This is a genomic window from Streptomyces sp. ERV7 (genome assembly GCF_001653515.1).
In the GTDB taxonomy this organism is placed as follows: Bacteria; Actinomycetota; Actinomycetes; order Streptomycetales; family Streptomycetaceae; genus Streptomyces.
In genome coordinates this window covers 533147-555711 of the sequence record NZ_LYOY01000001.1, presented here as the reverse complement: position 1 = coordinate 555711, position 22565 = coordinate 533147, and the positions used below count along the sequence as shown (strand labels likewise).

At 72.1% G+C, this 22565-nt stretch carries 19 protein-coding genes; 10 read left to right on the top strand and 9 right to left on the bottom strand.

The features are described 5' to 3' along the window. Positions 1 to 381 precede the first annotated feature (381 nt). The 6 genes from A8W25_RS02460 (at position 382) to A8W25_RS02435 (ending at position 8607) form a co-directional block, all read left to right on the top strand. A complete protein-coding gene (locus A8W25_RS02460; protein ID WP_158942367.1) occupies positions 382 to 1191 on the top strand; it encodes a glucose 1-dehydrogenase in 810 nt (269 codons plus the stop codon). Further along, the gene (locus tag A8W25_RS02455) at positions 1188 to 3131 is read left to right on the top strand and encodes a hypothetical protein (RefSeq protein ID WP_067154989.1); all 1944 of its coding nucleotides are present in this window, start codon (positions 1188 to 1190) and stop codon (positions 3129 to 3131) included. The genes A8W25_RS02460 and A8W25_RS02455 overlap by 4 nt, the downstream gene beginning before the upstream one ends. A 46-nt stretch (positions 3132 to 3177) precedes the next feature. Next, entirely contained in the window at positions 3178 to 3942 is a 765-nt protein-coding gene (locus tag A8W25_RS02450; RefSeq protein WP_067154984.1) for a dTMP kinase, read from the top strand. Beyond that, positions 3939 to 5162 carry a hypothetical protein gene (locus tag A8W25_RS33215; protein WP_067154981.1) on the top strand — a complete coding sequence of 408 codons (1224 nt, stop codon included), beginning with the start codon at positions 3939 to 3941 and terminating at the stop codon, positions 5160 to 5162. The genes A8W25_RS02450 and A8W25_RS33215 overlap by 4 nt, the downstream gene beginning before the upstream one ends. Then, on the top strand, positions 5159 to 5560 hold the full coding sequence (locus A8W25_RS02440) for an NUDIX domain-containing protein (protein WP_067154978.1): 402 nt from the start codon (positions 5159 to 5161) through the stop codon (positions 5558 to 5560). Before A8W25_RS33215 ends, A8W25_RS02440 begins: the two co-directional genes overlap by 4 nt. 89 nt (positions 5561 to 5649) lie before the next feature. Next, positions 5650 to 8607: an AfsR/SARP family transcriptional regulator gene (locus tag A8W25_RS02435; protein WP_234386132.1), complete on the top strand. Its 2958-nt coding sequence runs from the start codon at positions 5650 to 5652 to the stop codon at positions 8605 to 8607. A 55-nt stretch (positions 8608 to 8662) separates the two neighbouring features. On the opposite strand, the gene A8W25_RS02430 is transcribed toward A8W25_RS02435, so the two are convergent. Next, the gene (locus tag A8W25_RS02430; protein WP_067154975.1) at positions 8663 to 8848 is read right to left on the bottom strand and encodes a hypothetical protein; all 186 of its coding nucleotides are present in this window, start codon (positions 8846 to 8848) and stop codon (positions 8663 to 8665) included. Positions 8849 to 9089: 241 nt separating this feature from the next. Between A8W25_RS02430 and A8W25_RS02425 the strand changes: the two genes are divergently transcribed. Next, complete coding sequence (locus tag A8W25_RS02425; protein WP_067154972.1) at positions 9090 to 9665, top strand: PadR family transcriptional regulator; 576 nt, start codon at positions 9090 to 9092, stop codon at positions 9663 to 9665. Between the two features lie 35 nt (positions 9666 to 9700). Further along, positions 9701 to 11419, top strand: a complete 1719-nt coding sequence (locus tag A8W25_RS02420; protein ID WP_067154968.1) for an acyl-CoA dehydrogenase family protein — start codon at positions 9701 to 9703, stop codon at positions 11417 to 11419. A gap of 104 nt (positions 11420 to 11523) precedes the next feature. Here the strand turns inward: A8W25_RS02420 and A8W25_RS02415 are convergent, their stop codons facing one another. Continuing rightward, positions 11524 to 11970: a MarR family winged helix-turn-helix transcriptional regulator gene (locus tag A8W25_RS02415; protein WP_067154965.1), complete on the bottom strand. Its 447-nt coding sequence runs from the start codon at positions 11968 to 11970 to the stop codon at positions 11524 to 11526. A gap of 100 nt (positions 11971 to 12070) precedes the next feature. On the opposite strand from A8W25_RS02415, the gene A8W25_RS02410 reads away from it, so the two are divergent. Next, entirely contained in the window at positions 12071 to 12463 is a 393-nt protein-coding gene (locus A8W25_RS02410) for a nuclear transport factor 2 family protein (RefSeq protein ID WP_067154963.1), read from the top strand. A 104-nt stretch (positions 12464 to 12567) separates the two neighbouring features. After that, positions 12568 to 13269, top strand: a complete 702-nt coding sequence (gene phzG / locus A8W25_RS02405) for a phenazine biosynthesis FMN-dependent oxidase PhzG (RefSeq protein WP_079125762.1) — start codon at positions 12568 to 12570, stop codon at positions 13267 to 13269. A gap of 74 nt (positions 13270 to 13343) precedes the next feature. Here the strand turns inward: phzG and A8W25_RS02400 are convergent, their stop codons facing one another. The 7 genes from A8W25_RS02400 to A8W25_RS02370 form a co-directional block, all read right to left on the bottom strand. Next, positions 13344 to 14429 carry a methyltransferase gene (locus A8W25_RS02400; protein ID WP_079125761.1) on the bottom strand — a complete coding sequence of 362 codons (1086 nt, stop codon included), beginning with the start codon at positions 14427 to 14429 and terminating at the stop codon, positions 13344 to 13346. Between the two features lie 81 nt (positions 14430 to 14510). Continuing rightward, positions 14511 to 15554 (bottom strand): phosphotransferase family protein, encoded by a 1044-nt coding sequence (locus A8W25_RS02395; protein ID WP_067154957.1) that lies wholly within the window; start codon positions 15552 to 15554, stop codon positions 14511 to 14513. A gap of 96 nt (positions 15555 to 15650) precedes the next feature. Then, the gene (gene helR / locus A8W25_RS02390) at positions 15651 to 17822 is read right to left on the bottom strand and encodes an RNA polymerase recycling motor ATPase HelR (protein ID WP_067154954.1); all 2172 of its coding nucleotides are present in this window, start codon (positions 17820 to 17822) and stop codon (positions 15651 to 15653) included. 420 nt (positions 17823 to 18242) lie between these two features. Next, on the bottom strand, positions 18243 to 19112 hold the full coding sequence (locus A8W25_RS02385) for a ribosome-inactivating family protein (protein ID WP_067154951.1): 870 nt from the start codon (positions 19110 to 19112) through the stop codon (positions 18243 to 18245). A gap of 61 nt (positions 19113 to 19173) precedes the next feature. Beyond that, the gene (locus A8W25_RS02380) at positions 19174 to 20064 is read right to left on the bottom strand and encodes a hypothetical protein (protein ID WP_067154948.1); all 891 of its coding nucleotides are present in this window, start codon (positions 20062 to 20064) and stop codon (positions 19174 to 19176) included. A 176-nt stretch (positions 20065 to 20240) separates the two neighbouring features. Next, positions 20241 to 20465 (bottom strand): hypothetical protein, encoded by a 225-nt coding sequence (locus A8W25_RS02375; RefSeq protein WP_158942365.1) that lies wholly within the window; start codon positions 20463 to 20465, stop codon positions 20241 to 20243. A gap of 115 nt (positions 20466 to 20580) precedes the next feature. Next, positions 20581 to 22551 carry an NB-ARC domain-containing protein gene (locus A8W25_RS02370; RefSeq protein ID WP_067154942.1) on the bottom strand — a complete coding sequence of 657 codons (1971 nt, stop codon included), beginning with the start codon at positions 22549 to 22551 and terminating at the stop codon, positions 20581 to 20583. Positions 22552 to 22565: the final 14 nt, after the last annotated feature.

The window sequence follows — 22565 nt, the reverse complement described above, 5'->3', positions numbered from 1 at the left end:
TTCTCGGGCGGTGCTGAGGGGGGACACGGTTCTGCGGGGAGAGACAAAGCAGGGCGGAGCAAGTGCTCCGCCCTGCTTTTATGAGCGGAAATTACCGCTGCTTCGTCGACGTCTTGTCCAGACGCGGACGGAGCGACACCTTGTGAGCTCGCATTTTCGTTTCCTCCCTTCTCGTTCTCGATCGGTTGGGGGTGCCCCAGAAACATATGAGCATCGAAAACGCCGCGTCAAGCCCGGATCTGAGGTCTCATTCGTTTTTCTCGCGTATAGATAATTCGTTGATGAGCCGTATATGCAGGGCCGGTCGGACGTAGATCAGGGATATATGGAGGCTTGCCAGGCTGAGCTGCTCACCAGCAGATGAGAGGGGTTCGGCCAGCCATGACCGACCAGCTGCCGATGGCAGGCAAAAGCGCCCTGATTACCGGTGCGGGTTCCGGGATCGGCCGATCAATAGCCTGGGGCCTGGCCCGGTCCGGCGCTCGTGTGGTGCTCAACGACCGTGACTGGAGCAGTACGGAAGGCCGCGTCCGGGAAAAGCAGGCCCGGGAATATCTGGACGGTCTCGGCGCCGACTACCAGCTCGTCGAGGCGGATGTCTCGTCGGAAGGCGCGGTGAAGGACATGTACCAGCTCGCGCTGAGCGGGACGAACTCTCTCGACTTTCTGGTCAACAATGCCGGTGAGCAGCTTCCCTCGGCTGCTCACCTCCATTCTCTGGCGGATTTCTCCCGGGTCGTCGACACCAATCTGGTCGGCGCGTTCCTGTGTGCCCGCACGGCACTTGAGCACTTCGTGGACACGGGGGTGCGCGGCGCGGTCCTGAACATCACGAGCGTCCACGAGACCGTCCCCAAGCCCGGGTTCGCCAGCTACGCGGCGAGCAAGGCGGCCCTGCGGATGCTCACCGCGACCCTGGCGCTGGAGTACGCGGGCCACGGGATCCGGGTCAACGCCATCGCCCCGGGCGCCATCGACACGGAGATGAACCAGGACTGGGTGTCCGACCGGGACAAGAAGGCCCGGGCCGAGGCGCGCATCCCGCTGGGCCGGATCGGACAGCCCGACGAGGTGGCCGAGCTCGCCCTCTTCCTGCTCTCGGACGCGGCGCGCTACATCACCGGGCAGTCGGTGCTGATCGACGGGGGCCTGAGCCTGCACACCGAGTTCCAGCAGGACTGGTCCTCGTGAACGGCCACCAGCCCTCGCCGGGGCCGCAGACGAAGGCCGGGGCCTGGCCCCAGCCCCGGGTCATCGCCCTCGACGGGGCCGACAACTCGGGCAAGACCACCCAGCTGAGGCTGCTTGAGCGGGCGAGCGGCGACGAGGTGCGCATCGGCGGAAGCCTCCACCACTACCTCCCGCAGTGGCCGAAGCTCTCCGGCGCCGAGCTGGCCCACTGGTGGTTCAGCGAGTCGCGGAGCGAGGAACTGGTCCGGCTGCTCCTCGAAGGCCACCGGCGGCGACTCGACGCGCTCACCGGCCGCCCCGGCTGGGTGATCCTGGACCGTGGCCCGGCCACCGTGGAGGCGAGCTGTGTCGCCTCGGTCATGCTCAAGGACGACCGTTCGGCTCGGGACGCGGAGGCCCTGGTCGCCGAGGTGCGCGCCGAGGTCCTGGGCGAGTCGGCGCCCGAGGCGTACAGCGTGCTGCTGTCCCTGGGCCCGCCGGCCGCCGGGGCCGCGCTCAGCGTCGGACGGGAGCGCGTCGCGGACGAGCGGTACGCCCGCTACCAGCAGTTGCTGCACACCGCCCTGGAAACCCGCCGGGGCCGCCACGACGCGGTGATCGAGGCGGACCGGGCCGACATCGTCGGCGTACAGAACCAGCTCCGGTCCCAGCTGGCCCAAGTCGGCCTGTACGTACGGCCATTGCTGGATGACGTGCGGCGGGTCGTCGGGCTCGGCGGTCTGTCGGAGAGCGGCAAGAGCAGCGCCGGGGAGTATCTGCGCCGCCGGTTCGGCACCACCCGGCTGAAGCTGGGGTACCTCGTCGAGCTGGCCGCCGCCCGGCACGGCCTCGCGACGCCCTACGACGAGGAGCCCCGGCTGCTGGCCGAGCTGGTGCTCGACGAACTGGACCGGTACGCCCGCGCGCACTACTACCTGCTCGACTACACCATCGAGAGCCTGCACCGCCCCGGGCTCACCCGGGAGCTGAAGCGACTGCTCGGCGACCGTCTGAGCGTGGTCTACCTGGACGCCGCCCCGCCGGTGCGGGCCCGCCGCTCGCTGGTCGATCCCGACGCCCTCGCCCACAACGACGAGGTGAAGCTGGCGAGGGGAGCCGACCGGATCGCCGGGTCCTGTGACCTGCTCATCGACAACACCGGCCCCCGCCCCGATCTGGAGCTCGCCCTCGACCGCCTGATGACGGGCTCCATGGCGCGTCCGGCCGCGGAGTCCCCGCGGATCACCGAGCCCCTGGAGCTGGCGGCCCCGCCCGCGCTGCGCCGGGCCGCGGCCTCCGCCTTGACGGGGATCCGCAACGCGCTGGGCGAGCGGCTGCTGCTGTTCGTCGTGGCCGGCAGCGTGGGATTCGGCACCGCCGACCCCGAACTGAGCGACCTCGACGTACTGGTGGGGGTCGAGGCGGGCTGCACCGCCGACCTGGCCGGTGAACTGGCCCGGCTGCGCACCGAGTTGGGCGTCAAGCTCGGCATGACCGTACTGACCCGCCATGAGCTGCTGCTGCGGCGCTGCGACTCACGCACCTTCAGCACGCTGCACTCGCTCCAGCGGGGCCGGATCGGCTGCCAGTACCTGAGTGCCGATCTGGAGCTGCCCGAGTTCGACGGGCCGCAGCGCCACCAGCAGACCATCCAGTACCTGGCCCGGACCCTGCACGAGATCCGGCGCCCCCTGCTGGGCGTCGAGACGAGCCGCTACGCCCTGTACAAGTCGGTGCTGAACGCCGCCAAGATGCTGCTGCGGCTCGCCGGCGCCGAGGAGACCGAGCCGGCCGCCATCTCCGCCCTCTTCGACCGGATGTTTCCGGACGCGGACAGGGCCACCATTCCGAGCCGTTCGGAGTACCGGGAGATGGGGCGCGACGAGATCGCGGCCGTCGCCTCGTCCGTCCTGAACTGGTTCGAGCGGTATCTGGCCGCCGCCCCGACGCCCCTCCGCTGATCCGAGTCCCCCCGAAACACCGCACGACCCGTAGGAGTACCGCACTGTGAAGATCGACGACGACGTTCCCGGCCCGGCCGAGGTCATCCGGCCCTACCCCCGCCTGGCTCCGGTGCGCAACATCGGCGCCGCGGCCGCCGATGCGGTGGTGCCGGGCCGGCTCATCGCGGTGGAGGGACCCGACGGCGCGGGCAAGACCACCCAGATCGAGCTGCTGAAGGCGGCGCTGACCGAGGACGGCTGGGACGTCCGGGTCTGCGCGTTCATCAGGAACCCGCTCATCTGGCATTCCAAGGCGCGCGGCAAGTACGACAACTGGGATCCGTACACCATGGCGCTGATGTACGCCGCCTCCCTCACCGACCTGGTCAACCGGGAGGTGCTCCCGCATCTCGCCGGGGGCGGTGTGGTCATCATGGACCGCTACCTCTACTCGGTGATCGGCCGCTCGGAGGCCCGCGGCTGTGACCGGCAGTGGCTGAGCGGACTGCTGGCCCCGGCCACCCTGCCGCACCGCACCCTGCATCTGCGCACGCCCGTCGCGGAGTGCTTCGACCGCAAGGCCGCACTGGCGGCGACGTTCTCGTACTGGGAGTGCGGGGTGGACCTGCACGGCGACGACGCGCTGCGCTTCGCCGGTCCCAAGGAGGCCTACCGCGACAGCTTCGTCGCCTACCAGCAGCGCGTCCAGGACATCGTCGAGGACCTGCTGAAGGACGCCGACGCCCTCGGTCTGCCGGGGGCGGAGCGGGCGAGGACGGCGGCCCGGGCGGCGGCCTGGGCGCGCACCGGCCTTGCCGGGTCCCCGTGACCGCGCCGGCGGCCGCGCTCTCCCCGCGGCAACTGCTCGCCGAGCGGGCCGACGCGCACGACTGGGCGGGCGTCGAGGCGCTCAGCGGGGTCCAGGTGCTCCCCCCGCCGCCGAGCGCCGCCGGCTCGCGTGCCCCTGCCTGGCGGCACGCCCTGGTGTCCTGGGGTTACCGGATCACCGGTGTGAGCGAGCTGAAGAACTCGACCTGCGGCTTCGCCCTGCGCGACGGGCGGCCGCACTTCTTCAAGTACGTACGGGCCCGGAGCGCCGTCGCCGAACTCGCCGGGTACCTGGAGTTCGGCGCCGGGGGCAATGAGGTGCCGACCTTGCTGTCCCTGCTGCGCACGGACGCCGGGACGGTGATGATGTACGAGTACCTGCCCTCGATGGGGCTGGGGCGGGGCACCCTGTTCGACCTGCTGTGCCGGGCCGAGCGGGCCGGAACACTGCTGCCGGAGCACGAGGTCGGCCTGCTGCTCGACCGGATCCGTGCGAACTGCGCCCGGCGGACGGTGTGTTCGTCCTCGCCCATCGACGCCTTCTTCGCCCACCGCGTCGGCGAACGGCTCGTCCCCTGGTACTTCGAGCGCCGTCTCCCCTGGCTGGACCAGCGGGTGGTGGTCGGCTCGGTGCCGCAGCCCGTGACGATGCGGGAGTGCATGGAGGGCACCGCGGCCTTCTTCCACGACCTCGGTGCGCGTGAGTGCATGCTGTCCCAGGGCGACTTCAGCGAGACCAACGTGGGCAGGGGCGCGGTCTTCGTCGACCTGAGCAACGCCGGGCACAACGACGTACGGGGTGAGCTGGCGACCGCCTTCTGGTCGCTCTTCCTCGGCGGTGGGTATCTGTTCCCCAAGTACCATCCGGCCGCCTACCGGTGGCGGGAGGCGCCCTACGCCGACGGGGCCCCGCTGTGCCGAGCGCGCCTGGACCCCCGCACCGCGACGCTGCGCATCGACCTCGCCCACCGGCTCTCGCCCGCCAGGGCCGACCTGCTCCGCCGGCTGCTGGACGTCTTCGCCGACGCCTTCGGCCCCGAGCTCTTCGACCACCGACTGGCCCCGTACCTGGTCATGCGGGCCGTCGGCGTCCTCGACCTCGACACCCTCGACCCCGCCGACCGGGCCGTGTGCACGGCCTTGGCACTGCACTTCTGGAACGGGCGCGACGACCTCGGTAACGTCCTGCGCACACTTGTCGATCATGGGAGGACCCGATGAAGTCCCGGGCCGTGGCGATCGTCCGGAGCGACGACGCCGTACTGCTGATCCACCGCCGCAAGGACGGCGCGGAGTACTACACCCTGCCGGGCGGAGGGGTCGAGGAAGGGGAGACACCCGAGCAGGCGTGCGTACGTGAACTGGCCGAGGAGACGGGGCTGCGCGCCGCGGTGGAGTCGCCCCTGCACACCCTCGACAACGCGGGGCGGGTCGAGCACTACTTCGTGATGGGCCCGGCCGCGGGCACGCCGCGGCTCGGCGGCCCCGAGAGCGAGCGGGACTGCGGCGACAACCAGTACCGGCTGGTCTGGGTGCCGCTGGCCGATGTGGCGACCATCGGTCTGAAACCGGCCGCCATCACGGCGTATCTGGCCGGAATCCCCAACACCGTAAGATGATCCTCCGTTTACCGGTCTGCGCCAGACCGCTGGAGACCAGCAGCCGGTGAGATTTGTGCGTGCGCGCCGGGGGAACTGTGGAATTCTTCGTGCTCGGATCCATCGGCATACAGATCGACGGGACCATCGTGCCCGGTGGCCCGCCCCAGCAGCAGGCGACGCTCGCCGCGCTGGCGCTGCGATCCGGTCATGTCGTCCCCCTGCACGAGCTGATGAGCGGCGTCTGGGGCGAGGCCGCGCCGGGCTCCGCGGTCATGATCCTGCGGACGTACGTATGGCGGCTGCGCAAGATCCTTGAGGGCGGCGGCCGCGATCCACAGGTCCTGGCCTCGGTCAACGACGGCTACCGGCTCGCCGTGCCGCCCGCGACGGTCGACGCCTTCCGCGCCGAGCAGCTGGCCGCCGACGCGGCACGGGCGCGCGAGGCCGGACGCCACGAGGAGGCGGCCGCACTGCTCGCCGAGGCCGTGGGCCTGTGGCGCGGCGAACCGCTGGCGGGGGTGCCGGGGCCGTTCGCCGAGCAGCAGCGCTCCCGCCTTTCCGAGCTGCGCCGGCAACTCCTGGAGGAACGCTTCGCCCTCGACCTCCTGCTGGGACGGCACACCCAGGTCATCCCGGAGCTGACCGCGTTCATCGGCGAACAGCCGCTGCGCGAGCGGCCGTACGGATTCCTGATGCGGGCGCTGTACGCCGCCGGGCGCCAGGGCGACGCGCTGGCCGTGTTCGGGTCGGCGCGCGAGGTGCTCGCGGCGGAGCTGGGGCTCGATCCCGGTCCTGAGCTGCGCACGCTGCACCAGCGGATGCTGGCCGGAGACGCCGAGCTGGCCGCGCCGGCCCCGGCGCCCGCCGTGCCACTGGCCACCCGGGAAGAGACCGCGGACGCCGGGGGCCCGGTCTCCGCTTCGCGTCCGGCGCAGCTGCCCGCGGACATCGCCGACTTCAGCGGCCGCGCCGACACGCTCTCCGCGCTGTGCGAGGCGCTCGGCGACCGGGACCGCACCGCTCTGGCCGTCGCCACCGTGAGCGGCATGGGGGGTATCGGCAAGAGCGCGCTGGCCCTGCGGGTGGCCCATCGCGTCAAGGAGGAGTTCCCCGACGGCCAGCTCTACGCGGACCTGCGCGGCACGGGCGCGGACGCGGCCGACCCCGGCGCGGTCCTGGCCAGCTTCCTGTCCGCGCTGGGCGTGCCGCGCCAGGAGGTGCCCGGCTCGGTGGAGGACCGCGCCCGGCTGTTCCGTACGGTCCTCGACGGGCGCAGGGTGCTGCTGCTGCTCGACGACGCCCGCGACACCGCGCAGGTCAAACCGCTGCTGCCCGGTGCCGTGCACTGCGCCGTCGTGGTGACCAGCCGGGCCCACCTCGCCGGTGTGCCGTCCGGTACCCATGTCCAGCTCACCGAGTTCAGCCCGGCCGAAGCCCTCTCCCTGCTGCGGCACGTCGTCGGAGCGCACCGGGTCGACAAGGAGGAGGCCGCCGCGGTCGCTCTGGTCGGCGCCTGTGCGCATCTGCCGCTGGCGGTGCGGATCGTGGCCGCCCGGCTGGCCGCACGGCCGGGCTGGACGGTGGCGTATCTGCTGGCCCGCCTCGCCGACGAGCGGCGGCGGCTGAGCGAGCTGCGGGCCGACGACCTGGCCGTCTCCGCCGTCTTCGAGCTCGGCTACCGTCAGCTGACGGTGAGTCAGGCGATGGTGTTCCGGTCGCTGGCCCCGGTGGCCTGGCCGAGCATCGGTCTGCCCGCCGCGGCGGCGGCACTGGGGCTGGGGGAGCCGGAGACGGAGACCCTCCTCGAAGCGCTGGTCGATGCCGCGCTGCTCGAATCGCCGGAGGCCGGACGGTACCGGTACCACGAGCTCGGCCGGGACTTCGCGCTGCACGTGCCGCAGCCGGACACCGATCCGTCGGGCGGGACGGACTTCGCGGTGGAGCGCCGGCTGCTCAACCATCTGCTGCGGAGGGCGGCCGAGGCGTTCCAGCGGATGGTGCCGGGAGACCCGGTGCACAGCACGATCGCCGTGGTGAGCGCCGAGCCGGGAGAGCAGCGGCTCGCGACCTTGGCGCAGGCGCGGGCCTGGGTCGTGGCCGAGGTCGACTGCGCCGTCCACGCCGTCCAGCTCCTGGTCGCGCGGGGCGAGCGTGCCGAACCGGAGCTGCTGACGGTGGCGGCGGACCTGCTGGTGGCTCTGAGCTCGTTCGGCCAGGACATCCCGTACGGGCGGATGGCCGTCACGGCGAGGGCGCTGGCCGATGTCTCCGCGCTGCACGGCAACCACCACGCGGCCGGCCGCGCCCATTTCATCTGCGGGAACGCGGCGCTCCAGGCGACCCAGCTGGCGCAGGCCAGGACCGAGTCCGAACTGGCCGCCGAGGCGTGCCGACGGGCCGGGGACCGCTCCATCCTGCAGCAGGCCTACAACGACCTGGGTGTCATCGCGCAGTTCGAGCAGCGCTACGACGACGCGGCCGGGTACTTCGACCGGGCGCTCGCCCTGGCCCGGGAGCTGGGGCACCGCTCGGGCGGGCTGACCACCACGCTCAACGCCGCGCTCGCCAGGATCCGCGGGGGCAGGGCGGACGAGGCGCTGCCCGCCTGCGACGAGGCGCTGAACGCGCTGCGCGCGATGGCGGACCACCACGGCATCGCGCACGCGCTGTGCGTACGCGGCCAGGCCCTGCACGAACTGGACCGTCTGCCGGAGGCGCTCGCCGACTACGAGCAGTGCCTGGAGCTCTGCGAAGCCGAGCGGATCCCGGGGCAGCGGGCGCAGGCCCTGTACCGCTACGCCGAGACCCTGCGCGTCCTGGGCCGCGTCGAGCCGGCGCTGGAGGCGGCCGCCCGTGCGGTGTCCTACTTCCGGACCGTGCCCGACCGTGACCGCGACCGGGGCTACGCGCTGCTGATCCACGCCCGTATATCCGTCGACGCCGAAGACCACGAGCAGGCGTTGGCGCACTCGCGGGAGGCGCTGGAGGTGTTCACCCGGGCCGGGCTGCCCGAGGCCGGGCAGGCGCGGCTTCTGGTGGACGCCACCGGGGCCGTACCGGTGTAGACCGGGGCCCGGCCGCCCCCATGCGGCCGGGCCCGCTCCCCGTGGTGGTTGGTCCTCACGCCTTGGTGTTGAACTCCTCGTGGTCCTTGCCGTGGCCCGGGGTGTCGGCCAGGGAGGTCCGTGCCGTCCCGCCGGAGTGGTCCGCCGAAAGGACCGGCCCCGAGACGGCGACGAGGGCGGCGAGGAGCACCGGGACGAGGACGGTCAGACGGCGGGCGACGGACTTCAGGTTGTGCTGCACGGGAGTTCCCTGTCTTTCGGGCAGGTCAACGATTGCGGCGTGGCCTGCGGGTTGTTCTGAGCCGAGTGTCGCAGCGGCGCATCTATGTTTCATATACGGACGCTCGCGGCGCGGCCCGCACCGCCCCGGGCGCCGACGGTGCCGCACGCTTCCCGCCGCGCCGCCCCCGTCCCGGGTGATCCGGGTCTCACTCGGGCGGTGCGGCTTGGCTATGCAACGAGTTGCATAGAAGGATCGCGGTATGGCGCTCGAACACGCGATCCTCGTCTCCCTGCTGGAGAAGCCGGGCTCAGGCTATGAGCTGGCCCGGCGGTTCGAGCGGTCCATCGGCTACTTCTGGACGGCGACGCACCAGCAGATCTACCGCGTCCTCAAGCGCATGGAGGGCGACGGCATGCTCGCCGTGCGCGAGGTGGCCCAGGAGGGCCGGCCGGACAAGAAGGAGTACTCCGTCGCCGGCCCCGGCCGTGCCGCCCTCTCCCAGTGGCTGCACGAGCCGATCGAACCCGAGAGCCTGCGGCACGACCTCGCGGTGAAGATCCGCGGCGCGGCCTTCGACGACCCGGCCGCGGTGCTCCACGAGGTCGAGCGGCACCGCCGGGTGCACAGCGCCCGGCTCGCCCACTACCTCGCCGGGGAGCTGCGCGACTTCACCGGCCCCGCCGCCCCCGTTCCGCTCGACACCGGCCAGGAGCTGCAGCACGTCGTGCTGCGCGGCGGCATCGCGTACGAGCGGATGACGATCGCCTGGCTCGACGACGTCCTCGCCACCATCCGTCGGCTGTCCAGCGGCTCACCGGCCACCGACGACCACTGACCCTCGACCCCGCCCCTCCCGAAAGGCGAACCCTCATGGCCGACGCCCTGCTGTTCAACCCGCGCACCTACGACCCGGCGCACTTCGACCCCGAGACCCGCAGGCTCCTGCGCGCCACCGTCGACTGGTTCGAGGAGCGAGGCAAGCGCAAGCTGATCGAGGACTACCGCTCCCGCGCCTGGCTCGGGGACTTCCTGGCGTTCTCCGCCAAGGAAGGCCTGTTCGCCACCTTCCTCACCCCGGCCGCCGACGCCGCGAACCCGGACCAGCGCTGGGACACGGCCCGGATCGCGGCCCTCAACGAGATCTTCGGCTTCTACGGCCTCGACTACTGGTACGCCTGGCAGGTCACCATCCTCGGCCTCGGCCCCGTCTGGCAGAGCGACAACGCCGACGCCCGCGCCCGCGCGGCCGAACTCCTCTCCCAGGGTGAGGTGTTCGCCTTCGGTCTCTCCGAGAAGACGCACGGCGCCGACATCTACTCCACCGACATGCTGCTCGAACCGGACGGCGACGGCGGTTTCCGGGCGACCGGCTCCAAGTACTACATCGGCAACGGCAACGCCGCCGGGCTCGTCTCCGTCTTCGGCCGGCGCACCGACATCGAGGGCCCGGACGGCTATGTCTTCTTCGCCGCCGACAGCCGCCACCCGGCCTACCACCTGGTGAAGAACGTCGTCGACTCATCGAAGTACGTGAGCGAGTTCCGGCTGGAGAACTACCCCGTCGTCCCCGCCGACGTCCTGCACACCGGCCGCGCCGCCTTCGACGCCGCCCTCAACACCGTCAACGTGGGCAAGTTCAACCTGTGCACCGCCTCGATCGGCATCTGCGAGCACGCGATGTACGAGGCCGTCACCCACGCCCAGAACCGCATCCTCTACGGCCGCCCCGTCACCGCCTTCCCGCACGTGCGCCGCGAGCTGACCGACGCGTACGTCCGCCTCGTCGGGATGAAGCTCTTCAGCGACCGCGCCGTCGACTACTTCCGCACCGCGGGCCCCGACGACCGCCGCTACCTGCTCTTCAACCCCATGACGAAGATGAAGGTGACCACGGAGGGCGAGAAGGTCATCGACCTGATGTGGGACGTCATCGCCGCCAAGGGCTTCGAGAAGGACAACTACTTCGCCCAGGCGGCGATCGAGATCCGCGGACTGCCCAAGCTGGAGGGCACGGTCCACGTCAACCTCGCGCTGATCCTCAAGTTCATGCGCAACCACCTGCTGGAGCCGGTGGACTACCCCGCCGTGCCGGCCCGCCTGGACGCGGCCGACGACGACTTCCTCTTCCGGCAGGGCCCGGCCCGCGGCCTGGGCTCCGTACGCTTCCACGACTGGCGCGCCGCCTACGACGGCTACGCCGCCCTGCCCAACGTCGCCCGTTTGCGCGAGCAGGCCGACGCGCTGTGCACGTTCGTCACGACCGCCGCTCCCGACGAGGAGCAGAGCCGTGACCTCGACCTCCTGCTCGCCGTCGGCCAGCTGTTCGCGCTCGTCGTCCACGGCCAGCTGATCCTGGAGCAGGCCCGTCTGACGGGCCTGGACGAGGACGTGCTCGACGAGCTGTTCGCCGTTCTCGTACGTGACTTCTCCGCGCACGCCGTGGAGCTGTACGGCAAGGACTCCGCCACCGAGGAACAGCAGACCTGGGCGCTCGGCGCGGTGCGTCGTCCGGTCGTCGACGAGGCCCGCTCGGCGCGCGTCTGGGAGCGGGTGGAGGCGCTGTCCGGGGCGTACGAGATGGCGCAGTGACCACCAGGCCGAGCCCCCCGAGCGTCGGCACGACGCACTGAAGCACCCGTCATCCGCCTTGGCCCACCGGCGCGTCAGCCGCCGGTGGGCCAAGCGCGTTCCGCCTACCGCGTGAACGGGCCGTCGGCCGTGAAGCGGCGCAGCTGCCGGGCGAACGCCTCGGCCTCGCCCGGCGGCCAGGAGGCCAGGCTCGCCGTGATGTGGGCGGCCAGGCGCGTACGCAGCTCCGTCACCGCGAGCCGGCCCTGCTCGGTGAGGACGAGCAGATGGGCGCGCCCGTCGTCGGGGTCGGGTTCGCGGCGGACGAGCCCCGCGGCCTCCAGCCTCGATGCGCGGCGCGTGACGCCGGAGCGGTCGATGCCGACGTCGGGGGCCAGATCGGCCGCACTGCGCGGCCCGGCCCGCGCCAGCGCGCTGAGCACCGGGTACGTCACCTCGTCCACCCCCTCGCCCATGCCCTCGGTGAGCTGCCGGTGCAGCTGCGCGCGCGTGGTGCGCCTCAGCAGCACGCCCAGCGCGTCCGCGATCTCGTGTCCCACTGCGTTTTCCACACTCCAAGAATAGCGTGCGCGGCGCACGCGGTTCCTGTTAGGGTGCTCCCAGAAGCGTGCGCGGCGCACGCAGTGTTCCCTTGTGTGGAGAGGACCCACCATGAACCGCATCGGTATCGCCACCGCCCTCGACGACCTGCTGTTCAACCGCGACATCACCGTCGAGGAGGCGGCCGGCCGTCACTTCGCCCCGGACTACCGCCAGCGCACGGACGGCGAGTGGGCCGACCGCGCCGAGTTCGTCGAGCACATCACCCACCTGCGCACCGTCGTCGCCGACGGCCGCGTCACCGTGCACGAGGAGCTGTACGACGGCGCCAAGTACGCCGACCGGCACACCGTCGACATCACCAAGGCGGACGGGGCGACGGTGAGCATGGAGGTGTACGTGTTCGCCGACCTCGCCCCCGACGGCCGCTTCCGCCGTATCGAGGAGACCACCTTGATGCTTCAGGGAGGCGAGGGAGACCGCGACCTCGGCAGTGCCCGCTGAAACCCACGGGTACCAGCCAAATGCGGCGGTCGAGGGGCGCAGTTGCGATCTCGACGCCACCGGGGCGGCAGGACATCATGGCGAAACAATCGAAAGGATTCTTCATGTCTGACCTGCCCCGGACCAACGGATCTCCTGTCGAGACCGCCAGCAGTGAGAGGCGCGGCCCTCGTTCGGAGACGCTCACCGGCAGCATCGCGGTGGAGTTCCCCGAGTTCTCGACACCGCCGCCCGGGCCGATGGGGTTATTGGCCTCCTGGCTGGAGAACAGCATCGCGCAGGGGGTGCGGGAGCCGCGCGCACTGGCCCTGGCCACCGCCGACGCCCGGGGCCGGGCCTCCTCCCGCATCGTGGTGCTCACCTCGGTGGCGGAGGAGGGGCTCGTCTTCCTCAGCCACAGCAGCAGCCAGAAGGGGCGGGAACTGGCGGAGAACCCCTGGGCGTCCGGCGTCCTCTACTGGCGGGAGACCAGTCAGCAGATCACCTTGGCGGGGCCGGTGGAGCAGTTGCCCGACGCCGAGGCCGACCGTATGTGGTTCGCGCGGCCCGTCTTCACCCACGCCATGTCCACCGCCGCGCGGCAGAGCCGTCCGATGGACGGACTCGCCGAGGTGGCCGAGCTGCGGGCCGCGGCACGGGAGTTGGCGCGGCCGAAGCTTCCGTTGCCGCGCCCCGTGACCTTCACCGCGTATCGACTCGTCCCCGCTTGTGTGGAGTTCTGGGCCGACGGCACCGACCGCCTGCATGAGCGGCTGCGCTACGACCGCACCGGCGGCGGCTGGGACATCAGCAGGCTCCAGCCCTGACCGGCCGGGCCTTCGCGGGACCGACCGGGGGCCGCAGGCGGCGGCCCCCGGCCTCACCGGGTGGGTAAGGGGCCTCAGTCGGCGACGACCGCCTCGATCACCGACGCGTGCGGCGAGGCCTCCAGAAGCCGGGCGGCCCTGAACCCCGCCGTGGCGAGCAGCGCCTCGTACTCCGCGCGGGTGCGGCCCTTGCCGTTCAGGACCGTCATCATCAGCAGATCGATGGTCTTGCCCGGGTGCGGCTCGTTGCCCGCCGGGATCATCGCGTTGATGACCAGCAGCCGTGCGCCCGCGGGCATGGCCGCGCGGCAGGTCCGCAGGATGCGTACGCACTCCTCGTCCGGCCAACTGGCCAGCACGTGCTTGAGGAGGTAGACGTCGGCGCCGGACGGCACGGAGGCGAAGAAGTCCCCGGCCTCGGCGCTCCAGCGGCCGGTCAGCTCCGGGGTGTCCAGTACGTGCCCGGCCACCACGGGCTCCAGGTCGACCAGGGTGCCCGTCATGTGCGGGTTGCGGCGCAGGATGGCGCGCAGCAGACCACCGCGCCCGCCGCCCACGTCGACCGCCGTCGTGGCGCCGGAGAAGTCGACGGCCTCGACGACGTCGTTGCTGAGCGTCTCGGAGAACGCCGCCATGCTGGAGTTGAAGGCCCTGCCGAGCTCCGGGTCGGCGGCGACGTGGTCGTAGAAGGGAACGCCGTAGACGTTCTCGAAAGCGGTGCTGCCGGTGCGCACCGCCTCGTGGAGCTGGGCCGCGGACTGCCAGAAGACCGGCTCGCCTCGGACCATGATGTAGTCGCGCAGCGAGCGCTCGGTGTCCGTGCGCAGGGGCTGCGCCAGCGGGGTGAGGTGGAAGCGGCCCTCGTCGTCCTCGCGGAAGACGCCCTTGGTGGCGAGGAAGCGCAGCAGACGGAAGAGGTGGGGGCCGTCGACCCCGGCGGCCTTGGCGAGTTCGTCGGCGCTGCGCGGGCCGTCCGCCAGGTGGTCGGCGATGTTGAAGCGCGCGGCGGTGTGCAGGGCGGCGGAGTAGAGGTAGCCCAGGGAGAGTTCGAGTAACTCGCTGGTCACCTGCTCCGGCGCGGCCGGGGCGCCGGGCGGCGTGCCCTGCGGGGTGCCGGACGTCTGCGAAGCTCCTGTGCCTTCGGGGCGAGCGCCTGCCATCGGTGGGTCCCCTCTCTCGTCCCTTGCGAGACACAAGGGCGCAAATGGAATATATGTACGATCAAGTAGCAGTGCTTCAGCCTACGTCCGGGGTTTCGCATTTCGCTCGACTGCCCCGCGAGTCCTCGAAGTCGCCGCGCCCGGCGGGTGGCCGGGTGGCGGCCAGGGGAGCCGCGAGCCCAGCCGGGTCCTGAGCCACTCCAGCGCCGCCGCGCCCTGCGCGGCCTGGAAGGCGCGCACGGTCGGCAGTCCGGGCGGCGCGCTCCGCAGCGACTGGCGTACGAAATAGCCGGCCAGGGCCGCGAGGGTGGCGGTCACACCCTCGGGGTCGGCGTCCCGGCCCACCGGGTGCGCGGTGAAGACGCCGTCCGGGGCAGGGCCGCCCTGGGCACGTACGCAGGGCAGTATCAGGAGCAGGTCGAACCAGGGTGCGGCCCGTACGGCATGGGGCCAGTCGACGAGGACGACACGGCCGTCGGCGGTGAGCAGCATGTTGTCGGCGCGCAGGTCGCCGTGGGCGAGGGTGTCGCCCGAGGCGAACTCGCCCCAGGGCGCGGCGAGATCGGCGAGAGCGGCCAGGTTCCGCCGCACCCAGGGGTCCAGCCGCTCCCGGCCGTGTGCGCTGTCGTCGAGGAGCTGCTCCCACCCCCGGAAGGACTCGGCCTCGCTCTCCACGACGGCCGGGAGGTCCAGGGGCGCCGGGGTGTGCGCGAGCTCGCCCATCGCGTCCAGAACGCGCGAAAACTCCTCGGCCTGCCACGGCACATGGGGCTGGCGGCCGTCGACGTCCTCGAAGGCGAGAGCCACCCAGGTCGCGTCGTCGTGGGTGGCCAGCAGCCGCGGTGCGGGGACGCTGGGCGGCAGGGCGGCGCAGACACGGGCCTCGGCGCGGTGGAGCAGTGGACTGGTGGGGTTGGCCTCGGCGCTCACCGCCTTCACGAAGGCACACCGCCCGTCCGCCAGCCGCACCCGCGCGGCCACGCCGGGCGAGAACCCGCCGTGCTGGGTCACCGCGTCGACGACCGGTGCGCCCAGCCGCGCCTCCAGCGCGGACCGGACGTGCTCGGGAACCTGTCCCCAGTCGGTGCGGACGCCGGTGGCGGGAGGTGCGACGAGGTTGCTCATACGGCCATGGTCGACGACGCGGCACGGGGGAGGCGAGGGGTTTTCCGCACGGGCGGTACCCCGCCACACGTCTCCGGTGCGGCGGGGTGCCGGGGGTCAGGCGCTCGTGAGGATGACGAGCTGCCGGGTCGCGCGGGTCATCGCGACATAGCGGTCGACGGCCCCTTCGATGCCGCTGCCGTACGTGTCGGGGTCGACGAGGACGACCAGGTCGAACTCCAGCCCCTTCGACAGCGTCGGCGTCAACGAGCGTACGCGGGGCGTCTCCCGGAACCGGGGGGCGCCGATGACACAGGCCACGCCCTCGTCGTGGGCCGCGAGCCAGCCGTCGAGGATCTCGTCCAGCTCCGCCACCGAGCCGTGCAGGACGGGGAGGCCGCTGCTGCGGATCGAGGTCGGCACGTTGGCGTCGGGGAGCGCGGCCCGGATGACCGGCTCGGCCTCGGTCATGACCTCTTCGGGTGTCCGGTAGTTGACGCTCAGGGAGGCCACCTCGATCCGGTCGAGGCCGATCCGCTCCAGCCGTTCCTGCCACGGCTCCGTGAAGCCGTGCCGGGCCTGGGCCCGGTCGCCCACGATGGTGAAGCTCCGGGAGGGGCAGCGCAGCAGCAGCATCTGCCACTCGGCGTCGGTCAGTTCCTGCGCCTCGTCCACGATGACATGGGCGAACGGCCCGGCCAGCAGATCCGGTTCGGCGGTGGGCAGCGCGCTCTCGTCGATCAGGGTGTCCTGCATATCCCGCCCGTGCAGCATCCCCAGCGCGCCCTCGCTCTCGTCGATCTCGACGTTCTGCAGCATGCTGGCCATCGCCTCGGCCCGACGGGCGCGTTCGGTGGCGGTGGCGGCCTCGCGCCGCTGATTGCGCACGGACGCCTCCGCGTCGCCGAGCCGCTGGCGTGCGGCGTCCAGGAGCGGCAGGTCGGACACCGTCCAGGCCTGGGAGTCCGCGCGCTGGAGCCTGCGTACCTCGTCGGCGCCGAGCCAGGGGGCGCACTTGCGCAGATACGCGGGCACCGACCACAGGTCGCCGACGAGGTCGGTGGCCTCCAGCATCGGCCAGGCGCGGTTGAAGGTTCCCATCAGCTCCCGGTTCTGGAGCAGCGACCTGCGGAGCAACTGGGGCGAGACCTCGTCGTCGTCCTCGTACTCCTCCGCGTGCTTGTCCATCAGGATCGTGAGCAGTTCCTCACGTATCTGGTCGCGCGCCTCGTTGTGCGGGGTGCCGGGCTCCACGGCCGCGAAGGCGTCGGCCCAGTCCTGGGCGCTGAGCCACACGTCGGACCAGTGGGTGGAGACCGTCATCCCCTTGGTGGGCGGCTCCTCGTACATGGCTACGGCCGGCTCGATCGCCTTCGTCATGTCCGCGGACGACTTCAGCCGGGCCACGTCCGGGTCGGTCTCGGTGCCCGCCGAGGCTCCCTCGGTGACCAAATCCCGTACGAGGCAGGTCTGCACGCCCTCCTCGCCGAGGCTGGGCAGGACGTCGGCGACGTAGTCCAGATAGGGCCGGTGCGGGCCGACGAACAGCACACCGCCCCGGCGGTGACCGAGACGGGGGTCGGAGTAGAGCAGATGGGCGGCGCGGTGCAGGGCGACGACGGTCTTGCCCGTACCCGGGCCGCCGTCGACGACGAGAGCGCCGCGCGAACCCGCGCGGATGATGGCGTCCTGGTCGGACTGGATGGTGGAGAGCACGTCCCGCATCCGGGCCGACCGGTTGCCGCCCAGGCTGGCGATGAACGCGGACTGGTCGTCGAGTGCGGCGCGCCCCTCCAGCCCCTCGGCGGTGAACACCTCGTCCCAGTAGTCGTTGATACGGCCGCGGGTCCACCGGTACCGGCGACGGCTGGTCAGGCCCATCGGGTTGGCGTGGGTCGCCGCGAAGAACGGCTCGGCCGCGGGGGAGCGCCAGTCGACGAGCAACCGGCGCCCCGTGCTGTCGGTGAGACCGAGGCGCCCGATGTACACGGGCTCGCTGTCGTCCTGGTGTACGAAGTGCCCGAGGCACAGGTCCAGGCCGAAGCGGCGCAGGGTGCGCAGGCGACCGGTCACGCGGTGGATCTCGATGTCCCGGTCCATGGCCTCCCGGCCTATACCGCCGGGCGCGCGGCGGGTGGCCTCAAGACGGTCGGACAGCTCGGCGATCGACTGCGCGAGGCTCTCCGCGATGGCCGCGAAGTGCCGCTCGTCGCCGCCGATCAGCGCCGGGTCGGCCTTGAGGGAGAGCCGCTGGGGAAGGTCGAACGCGCTGGTGGTCAGGTTGGTCATGTCATCAGCTCCGATCCGGGGCGGGGCTCGCGGCCTCGGCCGCGGGGAACGACGGCGCGCACACCCGCGGTCCGGTGCCGTGCGCCCGTGACGTCGGCGCGACCCCTCCCACCGGCTCGGTGTCTCCCCACGACCTGTGAACCGACAACAACACACGCACTTCGTGAATCCCCCTCTTGCCTGCAGCTTCTGAGCTCGATGCGCGATTCTGCCCCACCCCCGGGGCCTTGCGGCAAGCCCCCCACTGCGCTATAAGTTGAAAGTGGCAAGGAGTGGGTACACCTCCTTCCGAAGTCCCCTGGCACACCGAGTGGTTGCGCTGGCCGGACTTCTGGCTGCCCCGCGACCGCGTACGTCGCTTCGACGGCCACTCGGCCCGTGGGCGGCGGCCCCGGAGCTGACCCCCGGGGCCGCGTCGGCTCACTGCTTGGTGGACAGGAGCATGACCAAGACGTTGCGGACGTCCTGGATGTTGCGGAACCGGCGGCTTCCCACCCTCAGCTCGCGGGGGTTCTCGCCTCTCAGAAGCTGGCGGGTGAAGCCCGTCAGCGTGCTCCAGTCGTTCTCCAGCGCAAGGTTGTCGGCGGACTGGGTGCCATGGTCGCCGCCGTCCGGAATCGCGTTGAGGATGCCCTGGTACACCGGCTGGAGGCGAGCCGCCTCGGATGTCGCGGCCGCGAGGGTGAGTGCCGCCGTGGCCACTCTCTGGTTGCTGACACCCCCCGAGTCGGTCGCGAAGTTGTACAGGTCCGACAGCTGGCCGGCGAGCGTGGCGCGGTCGAAGGTGATCTGGGCACGCGTACGGGACGAGTTGGCCTCAAGGTGCCCGTGCTCCCTCCCGTACCGGCCGTTGAACGGCAGGACGCGCGAGGAGCGGTCCAACTCGTGGCCCAGGTCGAAGTCGTTGAACTGCACCACCCGCTCGTTGCCGACCGAGAAGCCGCGCAGGTAGAGGTTGTCGGCGGTGTAGTGGAGGTTGACCTGGCGGCGGTCGGGGAGGATCACGATCAGTGTGGCGATGTCCTGGCGGTCGCTGGTCTCCAGCAGCGACGGGTCGGCCGGGAGGTGGTGGCCGACCGCCGTGCGCAGCCGGTTGACGGCCTGGCCGTAGTTGCTGCGGACCGTGGCGTCGTCGGTCTGGGAGAAGTCCCAGTAGTACGGGGTCAGGGCCACCTGGGGCCGTACCGTGGCGGCCGCCGCGGGTGCGTGGCCGTCGGCGGCCTCCGCGGCGGGTGCCACGCCGGTGAGCAGGGCGGCGGTGAGCAGGAAGGCGGGTATTTCCTTGCGCATGGGGTGTTCCTTACGGGGAAGGTCGCGTGCTGGGTCGGGCCTGCGGCGGTGTGGGGGCCGGTCAGGCCTGGCGGACCCGGAAGTCGACGCGCGTGTTCTTGCCGTCGCCGCCCCAGCGGTCGCACACGAACCCGGCGGGGACGCTGCAGTTGTAGCTGTTGCCGCCGGCGAACGGGTTGTTCCAGCTGATCGAGACGGTGCCACCGCCCGACATCGTGTACGTGGCCCGTCCCTCGGTACCGGTCATGAAGCCGTCGGACTCGCTGGTCCAGATGCCGGTGCCGCTGGGGATGATGAGGGAGGGCGGCAGCGAGTTGTCGCTCCAGATGCCGTGCGACAGGCTTGCCCCGGTCCGCGCGAGCGAACGGCCCGAGTCGTTCGTCAGGGCGACCCTGGTGCTCCGCAGCGGGGTGGCGGCGGAGGTACGCGCCTTGAGTGCCGCGGGGCCGCCGGTGAGTGTCATGGTGACGTTGGCGTTGTTGCCCGCGCCGCCGTTGATCGCGCATTTGTAGCCGGACGGCGCCTCGCACCAGTAGGCGTTGCTGCCCGAGTACGGGTTGTTCCAGTGGGTCCGCACCTCCAGCTCGGTGCCCAGGATCCGGTAGTTGGTGTATCCCTCGGTGCCCGTGAGCATCCCGCAGGAGTGGCTGCCCCAGGAGGGGCTGGTGTGCTTGGCCACGAAGTCCGGCGGGAGGTTGTCGTCGTCCCAGCAGCCGTGCGAGAGGCTGGAGTAGGTGCGCTGCAACTGCTGGTCGGTGCTGTTGCTGAAGGCCACGCCCACACTGCGGGCGGACGACGCGCTGACGGTGGAGGACGTGCTGGAGGCGGCGGCGGTCGCGGCCTGCGCGGCCGGGGCGAGGCTCGCGCCGGCACCGGCCAGGGCGGTCACGGCCAGGGCCACGGCTCGCCGGCGTGCGGGGCGGCGTGCGGGACGTGCGGAGCGTACGGACATGGTGGAAACGCCTTCCGGGAAGGGGGAGAGGGGTGGTGGTCCCGCCGGGGCCGGGAACCTCGGCCGGGCGGGCAGGGGCGCGCGGCGTGGAGCCGCGCTGCGCTGTGCCGTTCTGCGCTGTGCTGTGTGACGGAGGGCCAGCTCGGCTGGGTGGTCGGTTCAGCCGGGCCCGGTGATCAGCTCACGTAGTACAGGTCGAACTGGTCGCGCCCGTCGTCCACGCACTCGTAGCGGCTGAACAGCCCCATGCCGATGCTGAGCGAACCGGCCGTGCTGCACGCGGTGTACGTGCTGTAGTGGCCGCCGAACATCCGGAAGCCGGCCGCCTGCGCCGACTCGGCGGTGGCACCGCCGAGCAGGAGTGCGGCCAGGAGCAGAGATCCGGTAGCGGTCTTTCGCATGCGCATGAGCCAGGTCCACCGTTCGGTGTGTGCCGCGTGCGGCTGTGTCTGTCAGGGACGTGACGAGCATTGCGGGGCCCGCCCACGTTTCGCCGACGTACCGCTGACGCCCCGCTTACGGCCGCCGTGCCGCTTGCCCCGCCCGTGCGGCCACCGCGGCGCGGCGTTCGGCGTACTCCCGGGAGCCGGTGATCCGCGAGAGCAGTTCCAGCGCGTGCCCGGCCGTCTCGTCGAGGCCGTGCGCCTCCGCCTGCCCGGCCGACTCCTCCAGTTCCACCAGTGCCTGGGCGGTGCGGCCGAGCTCCCACAGGGCCTGCCCGCTCTGTACGCGCAGCCACACCCGGCCGGCGATCTCCTGCTCGCAGGTGAGTGCGAGCGCGTGCCGGGTGTGGGCCAGCGCCTGTTCGGGGCGACCGCCGTCGAGGGCGATCCGGGCGAGGTGCTGCAGGGCCAGGCGCTGGGTCGGCAGATGGCCGCGGCGCGCCGCGAGGGCCAGTGCGCGCAGACACTGGGCGCGGGCCGGGCGGGGCTCGCCGGCCCGGGCGTACGCCATACCGAGGTTGATCCGGGCCGTCGCCTCGGAGACCGGATCGGCGGCCATCGCGGGGGCCGGCTCCAGCTGCCGCAGGGCCTCGGGCAGCCGGTCCTGCTCGATCAGCAGCCAGCCGAGCAGCGCGCGGACCCGCGACTCGCCGTCGCCCCCGGCCGCGTGCGGATCACGCTGGACGGAGTCGAGCGTGTCGGTGAGCAGGGGGCACCACTCGTCGCGCGGGCGCAGGATCATCAGCGGCCACTGCAGGATGCCCAGCCGCCACGCCTGCGCGTGCAGCCCCTCGGCACGGGCCGCGGTGACCGTCCGGGCGAGCAGTTCGCGCTGGTCGGCGTACCAGTCCAGAGCCTGGGGGCGGGAGGTGAACTCCGCGCGGCAGTACGGGATCCAGGTCCCCGGCGGCAGGGCGCAGCACACCTGGGACGCCGGTTCGGCCGCCTCGGCGGCGGCCAGACAGGTGTGCAGCAGCAGGTCCACCAGCCGCCGCAGCGCGCCGTCCGCTTCCGGCCCCGCCGCGCTGTCCTGTGTGTGCGGTCCGGCGGTGCGGGCGCAGAGGCGGATCAGGTCGTGCAGGGACCAGTCGCCGTCGCGCTCCTCCACCACGAGGTGCGCGCCGGCCAGGGTGTCGAGCGCGCCCAGGGCGGCCTCCTCGGTGGTCCCGGCCAGGGCCGCCGCCGCGTGGACGTCGATCCGTCCGCCCGGGTGCGAGGACAGGGCGTACAGCATCCGGCGGTCGATGGGCGCGATATGACGCAGGGAGGCGCCGAGCGCGGCGCGCGGCCCCCGGTCGTCGACGGACAGCAGGTCCAGTCTCCGGTCCCCGTCGAGGAGTTGTGCGGCCATCCGCTCCAGGGAGGTGTCCGGCTGATAGGCCAGCCGGGCCGCCACCACGCGCAGCGCCAGCGGCAGTCCGCCGCACAGCCCGGCCAGGCGTCGTGCGGCGGCGGGCTCGGCGGCGACGCGCCGGGCACCGAGTACGGAGACCAGCAGGGCCGTGGAGTCGCCGTCGTCCAGGACGTCGACCGGTACGGGCCGCGCCGCCTCGGAGACGACCAGTCCCCCCAGCCGGTCCCGTGAGGTGACCAGGGTGACGCAGCGTGCTCCGCCGGGCAGCAGGGGGCGCACGTGTGCCGAGGAGCCCGCGTCGTCGAGCACCACCAGGACGCGGCGGTCCCCGGTCAGCTCCCGGTACAGCGCACCGGCGCCCTCGGCCGAGTCCGGTATGTGCTGCGGGGCCACCCCGAGCCGCCGCAGGAACCCCTGGAGCACGAGTTCCCCGTCCGCCGGACCGCGTGCCCCGAACCCGCCCAGGTCCGCGAAGAGCAGGCCGTCGGGGAAGCGGTCGGCGTTGTGGTGGGCCCAGTGCACGGCGAGCGCGGACTTGCCGACGCCGGCGGGGCCCGTGACCAGGCAGACCGGGGAGTCCTCGTCGGTCAGCGCGTCGAGCCGGGCGAGTTGGGCCGCACGGCCGGTGAAGCCGCCCGGGGAGCGCGGCAGGGAGCCCCGGCCGCCGGAAGCGCTCGGCAGGGGTGCCATGGGCGCGGGGGACG

Excerpts from the sequence above, each read along its gene's own strand:
- A8W25_RS02460 (WP_158942367.1), top strand. The coding sequence starts at position 382 with ATGACCGACCAGCTGCCGATGGCAGGCAAAAGCGCCCTGATTACCGGT.
- A8W25_RS02440 (WP_067154978.1), top strand. The coding sequence starts at position 5,159 with ATGAAGTCCCGGGCCGTGGCGATCGTCCGGAGCGACGACGCCGTACTG.
- A8W25_RS02425 (WP_067154972.1), top strand. The coding sequence starts at position 9,090 with ATGGCGCTCGAACACGCGATCCTCGTCTCCCTGCTGGAGAAGCCGGGC.
- A8W25_RS02420 (WP_067154968.1), top strand. The coding sequence starts at position 9,701 with ATGGCCGACGCCCTGCTGTTCAACCCGCGCACCTACGACCCGGCGCAC.
- A8W25_RS02410 (WP_067154963.1), top strand. The coding sequence starts at position 12,071 with ATGAACCGCATCGGTATCGCCACCGCCCTCGACGACCTGCTGTTCAAC.
- phzG (WP_079125762.1), top strand. The coding sequence starts at position 12,568 with ATGTCTGACCTGCCCCGGACCAACGGATCTCCTGTCGAGACCGCCAGC.
- A8W25_RS02400 (WP_079125761.1), bottom strand. The coding sequence starts at position 14,429 with ATGGCAGGCGCTCGCCCCGAAGGCACAGGAGCTTCGCAGACGTCCGGC.
- A8W25_RS02395 (WP_067154957.1), bottom strand. The coding sequence starts at position 15,554 with ATGAGCAACCTCGTCGCACCTCCCGCCACCGGCGTCCGCACCGACTGG.
- helR (WP_067154954.1), bottom strand. The coding sequence starts at position 17,822 with ATGACCAACCTGACCACCAGCGCGTTCGACCTTCCCCAGCGGCTCTCC.
- A8W25_RS02385 (WP_067154951.1), bottom strand. The coding sequence starts at position 19,112 with ATGCGCAAGGAAATACCCGCCTTCCTGCTCACCGCCGCCCTGCTCACC.
- A8W25_RS02380 (WP_067154948.1), bottom strand. The coding sequence starts at position 20,064 with ATGTCCGTACGCTCCGCACGTCCCGCACGCCGCCCCGCACGCCGGCGA.
- A8W25_RS02375 (WP_158942365.1), bottom strand. The coding sequence starts at position 20,465 with ATGCGAAAGACCGCTACCGGATCTCTGCTCCTGGCCGCACTCCTGCTC.
- A8W25_RS02370 (WP_067154942.1), bottom strand. The coding sequence starts at position 22,551 with ATGGCACCCCTGCCGAGCGCTTCCGGCGGCCGGGGCTCCCTGCCGCGC.